This window comes from Arthrobacter sp. R4 (assembly GCF_051365025.1).
Classification (GTDB): Bacteria; Actinomycetota; Actinomycetes; order Actinomycetales; family Micrococcaceae; genus Arthrobacter.
This window is the reverse complement of sequence record NZ_JBLWIJ010000039.1, coordinates 61929-72900: the sequence shown is the minus strand read 5'-3', so window position 1 is coordinate 72900 and position 10972 is coordinate 61929. Positions and strand designations below refer to the sequence as shown.

The window sequence follows — 10972 nt, the reverse complement described above, 5'->3', positions numbered from 1 at the left end:
GGTGCCGTGTCCGGGGAGTTGCGGCTGGCGAGCCGGGCGGACCTGGACGCCACGGTGGCCGCTGCCCGCGCCGCCGCCGATACCTGGGGTGACATTTCGTTGGCGAAGCGGACCGCGGTGCTGTTCAAGTTCCGTGAACTGGTCGCGGCGCACGTGGATGAGCTGGCTGAGCTGATTACCGCAGAGCACGGGAAGGTCCTTTCGGATGCGAAGGGTGAGATCGGCCGCGGCCTGGAAGTCATCGAATACGCCTGCGGGATCCCGACCCTGCTTAAGGGCGATTACTCGGACCAGGTTTCCACGGGCATCGATGTGTTCTCTTTCCGTGAGCCGCTCGGTGTGGTCGCGGGGATCACGCCGTTCAACTTCCCGGTGATGGTGCCGTTGTGGATGGCGCCGATGGCGATCGCTACGGGTAACGCGTTCATCCTCAAGCCCTCCGAGCGTGACCCGTCTGCCTCGATGCTGCTGGCCAGGCTCTGGAAGCAGGCCGGGCTGCCTGATGGTGTGTTCCAGGTCCTGCACGGCGGCAAGGAGACCGTGGACGGGCTCCTGACCCACCCGGATGTGGACGGCATCTCCTTCGTCGGGTCCACCCCGATCGCCCAATACGTCCACGAAACCGCCACCAAGCACGGCAAACGGGTCCAGGCCCTCGGCGGGGCGAAGAACCACGCGATCATCCTGCCCGACGCCGATTTGGACAACGCCGCGGACCACCTCGCCGCCGCCGCGTTCGGCTCCGCGGGGGAGCGGTGCATGGCGATCTCCGTGGCGGTCGCGGTCGGGGACGCCGCGGACCTGCTGGTCAAGAAGGTCCAAGAGCGTGCCCTGGCCGTGAAGGTGGATAACGGCACCGCGCCGGGCGCGGAAATGGGCCCGGTCATCACCCCGGCCTCCAAGGACAGGATTGTCCGGATCGTCACCGAGGCAGAAGCCGCGGGAGCTGCGATGGTGGTGGACGGCCGGGACCTCGTGGTCCCCGGACATGAGGACGGCTTCTGGGTCGGCCCCACCGTGCTCGATCACGTGAAGACCGGGATGACCGCTTACCAGGAGGAGATCTTCGGGCCCGTCCTCGTGGTGGTCCGCGTCGACACCCTCGAAGACGGCATCACGCTGATCAACGCCAACCCGTACGGGAACGGCACCGCGATCTTTACTTCCTCCGGCGCTGCAGCCCGGACGTTCCAGCGTTCCGTGACCGTGGGCATGATCGGCATTAACGTGCCGCTGCCTGTTCCGGTGGCGTACCACTCCTTCGGCGGCTGGAAAGCCTCCCTCTTCGGCGACAAACACATCTACGGCCCCGAAGGCGTGTCCTTCTATACCCGCGGCAAGGTCATCACCTCCCGCTGGCCCGAGCCGACCCACGCCTCCGGCGCCTCCTACAACTTCCCCTCCAACTAACCACGATCGATTGCTCCCTAACCGCCGTTTTGAACGTCCAAAAGGGCCCTTGCGGAGCAACCGAAGAGAACGACCATCACTCTCGCAGTAGCCATCACTCTGGAAGGAACAACATGAAGAAAAGATCGCTGGCCACGCTGTCCGGTTTTCGCGCCCGCACGGCGGCCCCAACCGGGCATCACTGCCCGCAGACCGGCTGGTGGCTTGCGGATGAATCCCTCACACCGAGATTTATCTCCCGGGGCGACGTGATGCCCGCGGTTGATGGCCGGGCCACACACTGGACACTGTGCACGGACCTAAACAGGATTTGATCACCTTAACGCCGAAAGCCCCCGCAGGATCTGCGAGAGCTTTCGGTGAAAAGGTGCAGGACCTGCGCGAGCGTTCCTGACGGCGGAAGGGCTAGACGCCCAGGGCTTCCTTCAGCGCAGCCACGTGGCCGTCGGCCTTCACCTGGTACTGCGCCAGGGTGACCTTGCCCTCGGGGTCCAGGACCACGGTGGAACGGACGATGCCTTCAGTGATTTCGCCGTTGACCAGCTTCTCGCCCCAGGCGCCGTAAGCCAAGGCAACAGCGTGGTCCTCGTCCGAGAGCAGCGGGAAGGTCAGGGCGAAATCGCCGGTGAAGCCGGCCAGGGCCTCTGGGGCGTCGGGGGAGATCCCGATGACCTCGTAGCCTTTGCCCTGAAGGGAGGCGAGGCTGTCTCGGAAGTCGCAGGCCTCGGTGGTGCAGCCGGGGGTGGCTGCTTTGGGGTAGAAGTAGACGATGACGTTCTTGCCACGGTAATCGGCGAGGGCAGTCTGGCGGCCCTTGGCGTCCTGGAGGGTGAAGTCAGGGGCCTGCGTACCGGGCTGAAGCTTGGTGGTCAGGGTGTGGCTCATGGCATTCCTTTGGCAGACTCTGTCAATTACAGGCAAACAACAAGTGAAGCGGCTTTCCCGCACAAGGAACAACTCCGGCGTCACATGCTGTATTCCGCTGGCCAGATCGATGACCGCCGTGTAGCGCCTAGACCGGCCGGGCCAACGCCGTCGTTCGCCTACCAAAAGCCTGCTGGCGTGACACGCGGGAGATGCCAGCGTTGGGCGCTTTCCTTGCAGGTAGTGAGAGAGCGTTGGGGCTAGAGTCCCAGCTCGTCGCGGAGCGCGGCGACGTGACCCTGCGCGTCCACATGGTAGCGGGCCAGCACCACAGCGCCCTCAGCATCAATAACCACGGTAGAGCGCAGCACGCCCTCCGTAATTTCACCGTTGAGGACCTTCTCGCCCCAGGCGCCGTAGGCCAGTGCGACGGCGTTGTCCTGGTCCGAGAGCAACGGGAAGTTCAGCGCGAAGTCCCCGGTGAATTCGGCCAGCGCTGCGGGGCTGTCCGGCGAAATGCCGATGACCTCGTAGCCGGAGCCTTGCAGTGAGGCCAGGTTGTCGCGGAAGTCGCAGGCCTCGGTGGTGCAACCTGGGGTGGCAGCCTTCGGGTAGAAGTAGACGATCACGTTCTTGCCACGGTAGTCCGCAAGGGACACGGCCTGTCCGGCGGCATCTGGCAAGGTGAAGTCCGGGGCCGGGGCACCGGGCTGTAGCCGGCCGGTGAGGGCCGTACCGGGGTGTGCTGGATGCGTGGCGGCCATGGCGGCCTGCTCGATCATGGTCATGGTGCTCCTTGGATTGGTCTCAGATGGAGTATTCGGCCGGGCCGCGTACGGTGGCGCAAGCGCCGGGGACGAACTGGTACCCGCCGCCCCGGACCGTGGCCACTGCGTGCCGGGCGTTGCCCAGCTTCCGGCGCACGCGCCCCACATACACATCGATGGAGCGGGCCGATGCCCCGGGACTTTCAAACGATTCGAGGAAGTGCTGCAACTCCTCACGTCCGATGGCGCGGGAACAGTTCTCCACAAGGTAGCGGAGGACCTTGAATTCCACGCCCGTGAGGTTCACCGGACGGCCGTCCAGCAGTACCTGGTCCGTGGCGAGGTCAACAGCCACGCGGCTGACCGGTCCCACCGCAGGTGGAAGGCCAACCGCAGGAAGGGCAGCAGGGGCAGGGAAGGAGGCGCCGTCGTCGTCCGTGTGCGGGGAGTCCTCCGAGATGGACGACGACGGCGCGGGAGTGCCGCCGTCGGGTCCGGCCGGTGCCCCCTCCCCAGGGAGCGTTCCGGCCGGAGAAGTCCCGACGGCGGACGTGGCAGCCCCGGCGGCAGGCCAGTGGACTTCCGCCTCCGGAGCAAACTTCAGGGCACGCTCCAGCAGCAGCCGGGCGGCGCGGGCAAGGACGTCGGGGGCGATCGTCGTCCCCGGCTCCGGGCTGACCCAGACGGCCAGGCCTCTCGCGGCCAGCGCGGACTGGCCGCGGTCCGGGGGCGGATCGGTCTGGAGGTCCGGCCGCCCACATATGCCCCGGGGGGAATGTACTTGGACAGCCATGGATGCGGGCCTTAGACCCCGCCGCGGCGGATCAGCTTGCCCGTTGGCGTCTGGCCGTCCACAACGGTCCCGCGGAGGAAGGTCCTGCGGACCACGCCGGAGAGCGCCTTGCCGTCGTACGGGGTAATGGGGTTCTTGTGCTTGAGCTTGGAGACGTCCACCACGAAGGCCTCGTCCGGGGCGAAGACGGCGAAGTCGGCGTCATACCCGAGGGCGAGCTGGCCCTTGTTGGAGAGGCGGGCCAGGGCGGCCGGCTTCTCGGCCATCCAGGACACCACCTGCTCCAGCGGGATGCCGCGGTGCCGGGCTTCGGTCCAGATCAGGGGCAGGCCCAGCTGCAGCGAGGAAACGCCGCCCCAGGCCACGGCAAAGTCGCCGTTTTCGAGGTCCTTGAGATCCAGGGTGGAGGGGGAATGGTCTGAGACGATGCAGTCGATGGTGCCGTCCTCCAGGCCCTTCCAGAGCAGCTCGCGGTTGGACGCCTCGCGGATGGGCGGGCAGCACTTGTACGCGGTGGCTCCGTTGGGGATCTCCTCGGCCATCAGTGTCAGGTAGTGCGGGCAGGTCTCCACGGTGAGGTGGACGCCGTCGCGTTTTGCCGAAGCGATCATGGGCAGCGCGTCCGATGACGAGAGGTGCAGGATATGCGCGCGGGCGCCGGTCCAGCGGGCCCGCTCGATGACCTCGGCGATGGCCTTGTTCTCGGCGCCGCGCGGCCGGGAGGCCAGGAACGTGGAGTACTGGTCGCCGCCGGGGTGGGGCGCGTGGTCGATCGCGTGGGAGTCTTCGGCGTGCACGATCATCAGCGAGTCGAAGGACTTGAGCTCGGCCATGTCCTCCTCCATCTCGTCGGCATCCAGGTGCGGGAATTCGTCCACGCCGGAGTGCAGCAGGAAGCACTTGAACCCGAACACGCCCTCGTCGTGCAGCGGGCGGAGGTCAGCCTTGTTGCCGGGGATGGCGCCGCCCCAGAACCCGACGTCCACGAACGCCTGGTCCTCCGCCACCTCGCGCTTGAGCTTGAGGCCGTCCACGTTGGTGGTGGGCGGGATGGAGTTCAGTGGCATGTCGATGATGGTGGTGACGCCGCCCGCAGCGGCTGCCCGGGTGGCGGACGCGAACCCCTCCCACTCGGTGCGGCCGGGCTCGTTGACGTGGACGTGGGTGTCCACCAGGCCGGGGAGCAGGGTCTCGTCGTCGGCCAGTTCCACCACTTCGGCGCCCGCGAGGCCGTTGCCGAGCGGTTCGATCGCAACGATTTTGCCGCCGCGCACGCCCACCTCGCGGGGCGCGATGCCGGCGGTGGTCAGGATGCGCTGCCCACGGATGACCAGGTCAAAGCGTTCTTCAGACATTCAGGGGCTCCTTTGTGCCGATGCCATCCGCAGGGGTCGGGTTGGCCAGCTCCTGGAGGATGTTCTTTCCCAATTGTTCAAGCAGGGACCCTGCTTCAGCTATACATATATCTACCTTGGGTTCCAGGGCGGTCAGTGGGTAGACCTGCCGGAATCCCGAATCCTGCTGCTGGTCCGGAGAAAGGGTGGTGCGGCCGCAGACGGCCACCGCCGGAATCCCGGCAGCGGCTGCAGCCCGGGCCACGCCCATGGGCGTCTTACCCAGCAGGCTTTGTTCGTCCAGGCTGCCTTCGCCGGTAATCACCAGGTCTGCCCCCGCAATGCGATGGGCCAGCTGGGTGAATTCAAGGACGACGTCGATGCCCGGCCGTCGCGAAGCCGCAAGGACCGCGATAGCCGCGTAGCCCACACCGCCGGCTGCCCCGGCGCCGGGTGCCTCGGCCGCGCGCTCGGCGCGGAATCCGATTTCCCTGGCCAGGACTTCGACAAACCTGGCCAGGGCGGTGTCGAGCAGTTCGACATCCTGTGGTGTGGCGCCCTTTTGCGGGCCGAAAACCGCCGCGGCGCCCTGGGGGCCCAGCAGGGGGTTGTCGACGTCGGACGCCAGCACAAAGCGTGTTTCCACCAGGCGCGGTTCAAACCCGGTGAAGTCGATGCTGTGCAGGTTGGCCAGCGCGGCACCGCCGGCGGGCAGTTCGTTGCCCGTGGCGTCCAGGAACCTGGCGCCGAGTCCCTGCAGGAGCCCGGCACCGCCGTCGGTATTCGCGCTGCCCCCGACGCCCAGCACGATTCTGCGGCAGCCGGCGTCCAGCGCCGCGCGGATCAGCTGGCCGGTGCCCACGCTGGTAGCTGTGGTGGCACTGGCTGAATCCGGCTGCCCGCCGCTGGCCACTTGCGGGACGAGGGCCAGGCCCGAGGCCGCTGCCATTTCGATGACGGCTTCGTGGCCGCGGACGGCAAAGTCCGCCTCGACCGGCTGGCCGGTGGGGCCGCTGACCGTGGCACTCTGGCGGGTGAAGCCGGAGCCGACGGCGGCATCGAGAGTGCCTTCGCCGCCGTCGGCCACGGGAATCCGGAGGATATCCAGGTTATTGCCGGCGGCCGCCTGCAGGCCCCTTTCCAGGTACCTGCAGACGTCCGGGGCCGACAACGATCCCTTGAACTTGTCCGGCGCAATCACGATCCGCATGTTAGGCCTGCAGCGCCAGGGTGGCGGTGGGGGCGTCCGCAGCGGACTCGGCCAGTTCCTCGAACTCGTTCACGGCGTTGATTTCCACGCCCATGGAGATGTTGGTGATCTTTTCAAGGATCACTTCCACCACCACGGGCACCTGGAACTCGCCCATGAGGGCCTTGGCCTTGTCGAACGCGGCAGCGAGGTCGTTGGGGTCCTCCACCCGGACGGCCTTGCAGCCCAGGCCTTCGGCCACCTTGAGGTGGTCCACACCGTACCCGCGTGCGTTTTCGGACAAGTCCGCGCTGTTGACGTTATCGAACGCCAGGGACACGTTCTGCTCCATGTTGAAACCGCGCTGCGACTGCCGGATCAGGCCCAGGTAGGAGTTGTTCACCACCACGTGGATGTACGGCAGGTTGAACTGCGCGCCTACGGCCAGTTCCTCGATCATGAACTGGAAGTCGTAGTCGCCGGACAGGGCAACCACGGTCTCGTCCGGCTTGCCGCGAACGACGCCGAGGGCAGCGGGGGCGGTCCAGCCCAGTGGACCTGCCTGGCCGGCGTTGATCCACTTGCGGGGTCCGAAAACGTGCAGCATCTGCGCGCCGGCGATCTGGGACAGGCCGATGGTGGACACGTAGATGGTGTCGCGGCCGAAGGACTTGTTCATCTCCTCATACACGCGCTGCGGCTTGATGGGGATGTTTTCGAAGTGCGTCTTGCGGTGCAGGGACGCCTTGCGCTCGGCGCATTCGGCGACCCAGCTCGAGTAGTCCGGCAGCGAGTTAGCCGCGCGACGCTCGCGGGCGAGGTCGATCAGCCCGGACAGCGCCGCACCGGCGTCGGACGCGATGCCCAGGTCCGGCGAGAACACACGACCGATCTGGGTGGGCTCGATGTCGATGTGCACGAACTTGCGGCCTGCCGTGTAGGTGTCCAGGCCGCCGGTGTGGCGGTTGGCCCAGCGGTTGCCGATCCCGATCACGAAGTCGCTGCGCAGGTAGTTCTCGTTGCCGTAGCGGTGCGAGGTCTGCAGGCCCACCATTCCGGCCATCAGCGGGTGGTCATCGGCGATGGAGCCCCACCCCATCAGGGTGGGAATCACAGGGACGTTCAGGATCTCGGCCAGCTCCACCAGCTGTGCGGACGCACCGGCGTTGATGATGCCTCCGCCGGCCACGATCAGCGGGCGCTCGCCGGCTGTCAGCATGTCCAGGGCCTTTTCCAGCTGCTTGCGGCTCGCCTTGGGCTTTTCGATGGGCAGCGGCTCGTAGGTGTCGATGTCGAATTCGATCTCGGCCAGCTGCACGTCGATGGGCAGGTCCAGCAGCACCGGTCCCGGACGGCCGGAGCGCATCAGCTGGAAGGCCTTCTGGAAGGCGCCGGGGACCTGGCCGGGCTCCAGGATGGTCATGGCCATTTTGGTGACGGGCTTGGCGATGGACTCGATGTCAACGGCCTGGAAGTCTTCCTTGTGCAGCTTGGCCACGGGGGCCTGGCCGGTGATGCAGAGCATGGGGATGGAGTCGGCCCAGGCGGCGTAAAGCCCGGTGATCATGTCGGTGCCGGCGGGCCCGGAGGTGCCGATACAGATGCCGATGTTGCCGTCCTTGGCCCGGGAGTACCCGTCGGCCATGTGGCTGGCGCCTTCGACGTGGCGGGCCAGGGTGTGGCGGATGCCGCCGTGGACGCGCATGGCGGAATAGAAGGGGTTGATTGCCGCGCCTGGCAGGCCGAACGCCTCGATGGCGCCTTCCTTTTCCAGGATGGCAACCGCTGCATCAACGGTACGCATCTTGCTCATGGTGTGCTCCTTGGGAAACTTTGGGGCCCTTTGGGGCTGTTTTGGGGTGTGCTGGGGGAACCGCCGTCGTAATGTACGACGGCGAGTTCCCTGCTTGTGTCTCTATTGGCGCCTTAGCGCCGGGGTGCTTACTCGCGGCCGCTGAGCTTCAGGACCTGCTTGAAGAGTCCTGAGTGGTCCAGGCCGCCGTCGCCCTGGTTGACGGTGGCGGCGACGAGTTGTGCGACGACGGCGCCGAGGGGGACGGCGACGTTGGCTTCGCGGGCGGCCGAGGTGACGATGCCGAGGTCCTTGTGGTGGAGGGCGAGGCGGAAACCTGGGTCGAAGTTGCGGTCCAGCATCTTCTGGCCCTTCTGGTCCAGGACCTTGGAGCCGGCGAGTCCGCCGCCGAGGACCTTGAGGGCGGCGTCGGTGTCCACGCCGTAGGCCTCAAGGAAAGCGATGGCCTCGCCGAGGACCTGGATGTTGACGGCGACGATCAGTTGGTTGGCTGCCTTGACGGTCTGGCCTGAGCCGGAAGGGCCGACGTGGACGATGGTTTTGCCCACGGCATTGAGGACGTCCTGGGCTGCCTCGAAGTCCTCTTTGTCGCCGCCGACCATGATGGACAGGACGGCGTCGATGGCGCCCTGTTCGCCGCCGGACACCGGTGCGTCCAGGGGGCGGAGGCCGGCTTCGCGGGCTTCGTCGGAGAGGCGCTTGGCGACGTCGGGGCGGATGCTGGACGCGTCGATCCAGAGCGTGCCCTGCTTGGCGTTGGCGAAGACGCCGTCCGGGCCGCTGACCACACCCTCGACATCCGGGGAGTCCGGCACCATGGTGATGACGACGTCGGAGTCCTTCACTGCGTCCGCGATGCTGGTGGCGCCCTTGCCGCCCTCGGAGACAAGCTTGTCGATCTTGTCCTGGCTGCGGTTGAAGCCCGTGACCGTGTGCCCTGCCTTGGTCAGGTTGATGGCCATGGGAAGGCCCATGATTCCGAGTCCGATAACTGCAACGTTGCTCATGATGGTTCTCTTTTCTGAAGTCTGTGGTGAGTGAGGAAGCCGAACCCAACTAGGTTGCAGCAGATGTCGTTTTGAGGGCTCAAAAGAGCATCTGCTGCTACTCAGTTGGGAGGGGGCTACTGGCTGACGCGCTGGCGGATGGCCCAGGCGAAGGCAGTTTCCTGCGGTTCCTTGTATTCGAGGCCGATGTAGCCCCCATAGCCGAGTTCGCGGCTGCGGGCAATCCATTCCCCGAGGGGAAGCTCACCGGTTCCGGGAGCCCCACGGCCGGGGTTGTCGGCGATCTGGATGTGGCCGAAGTCCTTGGCATGGTTTTCGATGACGGATTCGACGTCGTCCCCGTTGACTGCCAGGTGGTAGAAGTCGGCGAGGAGCTTGACGTTGTCGACGCCGGATTCCGCCTTGACGCGGTCGATGACCTTGAGTGCGTCTGCGGCGGTGAGGAGCGGATACTTGGGCGCGCCGCTGACCGGTTCGAGGAGGACGGTGCCGCCGATGCGCGCGACGCCGGCAGCCGCCGTCGCAAGGTTTTCGGCGCCGATGGCGTCCTGCTTCTCAGCCGATTCCCCGTCCACGCGGTTGCCGTAGAGGGCATTGAAGGCCTTGCAGCCGAGGCGCTCGCCGATTCCGGCAACAACGTCGATGTTGTCTTGGAATTCGGTGGAGCGTGCGGGCCAGGAGACCAGGCCACGGTCACCGCCCGGCATGTTCCCGGCGTTGAAATTCAGGCCGGTGAGCTGAACGCCGGCGTCCTTGATGGCGTTCTCAAATTCGGTGACCTGGGCGTCGGTGGGGACGGAGGTTTCGAAGGGCCACCAGAACTCGACGGCGTCAAAACCGGCTGCCTTCGCGGCTGCGGGGCGCTCGAGCAGGGGCAGCTCCGTCAGGAGGATGGAGCAGTTCACTGTGTACGACATCGTAGGTCCTTCCGAGGAGGGGCTTTGATCTATCATCCCGCTGCTTCGCTCTTGGTTAAGTTTCCGCTTTGTGGAATTTAGATTCTGCTTTATGAAAAGTTTAGGGAAGGTTGGGGTGGGAGTCAAGGGGGCCGGTTGGTTTATAGGGAAGGTCCGGAGGCGGCGTGGACGTTTGCCTCATCTGAAAGCTTGCACTGTTCCCTGTTGTGGGCATCCCTGCGGGAGGGGACTGACGACGGCGAGCTCAAGCTGTCACGGTGGTCGCAGGAGGTGGAACCGTCATCGTCAGCGGCGGTAAGTTCGTTCCGTCAGCGGCGCGACGCGGTGTCCGGCAAGAGGCGTTCCCCTCGTGCCGGATATGATCACCCTTTTAGCTGACGAGGCAGTCTGAAGGTCTGGACATCGTCTCGGCGACGATTCAAGACGAACCAGCTGGAGCCCCGCCTTCCAGCTGATCTTTCTGATCCCCATAGCCGCGAGCCATCGTTTTCCCGCGACAGCCCGTTAAGCGAAGAGACGCCAGGGTCAGGCAAGAATGCAAAATCTGTTCCTGGCATGAAACACCTAACAGGACGCTGTGGCCCACTCATTTTGGCCTCAGGCACCACCTAGCTGGGTGGGGAGCCGTCTATGCTCGGGGTGGGCTGGATGCGTGGGAACTGCGTCCGGCGGTCTTTAGGAGGGGGATGGGCTGTGGCTACGAATGGTGATGCTTTGGCGTGGTGGTCTCAAGGGCGCGCCGGAAGGTCACTGCTTGCGAAGATAGCGGGCCTCGAGCCACACCGGTTTAGGTTTGCGTTGCTGGATGGTACCGCCGGCAGCACGCTCATACGGCATGTCCACGAAGCGGCGGATCTATGGATGAAGGGGGCCAGTTC

General features: G+C 65.9%; 9 protein-coding genes. 1 reads left to right on the top strand and 8 read right to left on the bottom strand.

The genetic code is table 11. The features are described 5' to 3' along the window. The coding region (locus ACLKOZ_RS20735; RefSeq protein ID WP_436477944.1) for a CoA-acylating methylmalonate-semialdehyde dehydrogenase at positions 1–1410 on the top strand (1410 nt) is incomplete at its 5' end. Positions 1411–1815: 405 nt separating this feature from the next. Here ACLKOZ_RS20735 and bcp (ACLKOZ_RS20730) read toward each other — a convergent pair. The 8 genes from bcp (ACLKOZ_RS20730) to ACLKOZ_RS20695 all read right to left on the bottom strand — a co-directional run bounded on the left by bcp (ACLKOZ_RS20730) (position 1816) and on the right by ACLKOZ_RS20695 (position 10094). Beyond that, positions 1816–2295: a thioredoxin-dependent thiol peroxidase gene (gene bcp, locus ACLKOZ_RS20730; RefSeq protein WP_337349043.1), complete on the bottom strand. Its 480-nt coding sequence runs from the start codon at positions 2293–2295 to the stop codon at positions 1816–1818. Between the two features lie 239 nt (positions 2296–2534). Next, entirely contained in the window at positions 2535–3038 is a 504-nt protein-coding gene (bcp, locus tag ACLKOZ_RS20725; RefSeq protein WP_436477950.1) for a thioredoxin-dependent thiol peroxidase, read from the bottom strand. 43 nt (positions 3039–3081) lie between these two features. After that, positions 3082–3834, bottom strand: a complete 753-nt coding sequence (locus tag ACLKOZ_RS20720; protein ID WP_436477942.1) for a winged helix-turn-helix domain-containing protein — start codon at positions 3832–3834, stop codon at positions 3082–3084. An 11-nt stretch (positions 3835–3845) separates the two neighbouring features. Beyond that, on the bottom strand, positions 3846–5189 hold the full coding sequence (gene allB, locus ACLKOZ_RS20715; RefSeq protein WP_436477940.1) for an allantoinase AllB: 1344 nt from the start codon (positions 5187–5189) through the stop codon (positions 3846–3848). Further along, on the bottom strand, positions 5182–6378 hold the full coding sequence (locus tag ACLKOZ_RS20710) for a glycerate kinase (RefSeq protein WP_436477938.1): 1197 nt from the start codon (positions 6376–6378) through the stop codon (positions 5182–5184). The genes allB and ACLKOZ_RS20710 overlap by 8 nt, the downstream gene beginning before the upstream one ends. Position 6379: 1 nt before the next feature. Continuing rightward, entirely contained in the window at positions 6380–8170 is a 1791-nt protein-coding gene (gene gcl / locus ACLKOZ_RS20705; protein ID WP_436477936.1) for a glyoxylate carboligase, read from the bottom strand. Between the two features lie 128 nt (positions 8171–8298). Further along, on the bottom strand, positions 8299–9237 hold the full coding sequence (locus tag ACLKOZ_RS20700) for a 2-hydroxy-3-oxopropionate reductase (RefSeq protein ID WP_436477948.1): 939 nt from the start codon (positions 9235–9237) through the stop codon (positions 8299–8301). A gap of 56 nt (positions 9238–9293) precedes the next feature. Then, complete coding sequence (locus ACLKOZ_RS20695) at positions 9294–10094, bottom strand: hydroxypyruvate isomerase family protein (protein ID WP_436477934.1); 801 nt, start codon at positions 10092–10094, stop codon at positions 9294–9296. Between the last annotated feature and the right edge of the window lie 878 nt (positions 10095–10972).

Bases quoted from the DNA above. Each gene is read 5' to 3' on its own strand.
- bcp (WP_337349043.1), bottom strand. From the start codon at position 2,295: ATGAGCCACACCCTGACCACCAAGCTTCAGCCCGGTACGCAGGCCCCT.
- bcp (WP_436477950.1), bottom strand. From the start codon at position 3,038: ATGGCCGCCACGCATCCAGCACACCCCGGTACGGCCCTCACCGGCCGG.
- ACLKOZ_RS20720 (WP_436477942.1), bottom strand. From the start codon at position 3,834: ATGGCTGTCCAAGTACATTCCCCCCGGGGCATATGTGGGCGGCCGGAC.
- allB (WP_436477940.1), bottom strand. From the start codon at position 5,189: ATGTCTGAAGAACGCTTTGACCTGGTCATCCGTGGGCAGCGCATCCTG.
- ACLKOZ_RS20710 (WP_436477938.1), bottom strand. From the start codon at position 6,378: ATGCGGATCGTGATTGCGCCGGACAAGTTCAAGGGATCGTTGTCGGCC.
- gcl (WP_436477936.1), bottom strand. From the start codon at position 8,170: ATGAGCAAGATGCGTACCGTTGATGCAGCGGTTGCCATCCTGGAAAAG.
- ACLKOZ_RS20695 (WP_436477934.1), bottom strand. From the start codon at position 10,094: ATGTCGTACACAGTGAACTGCTCCATCCTCCTGACGGAGCTGCCCCTG.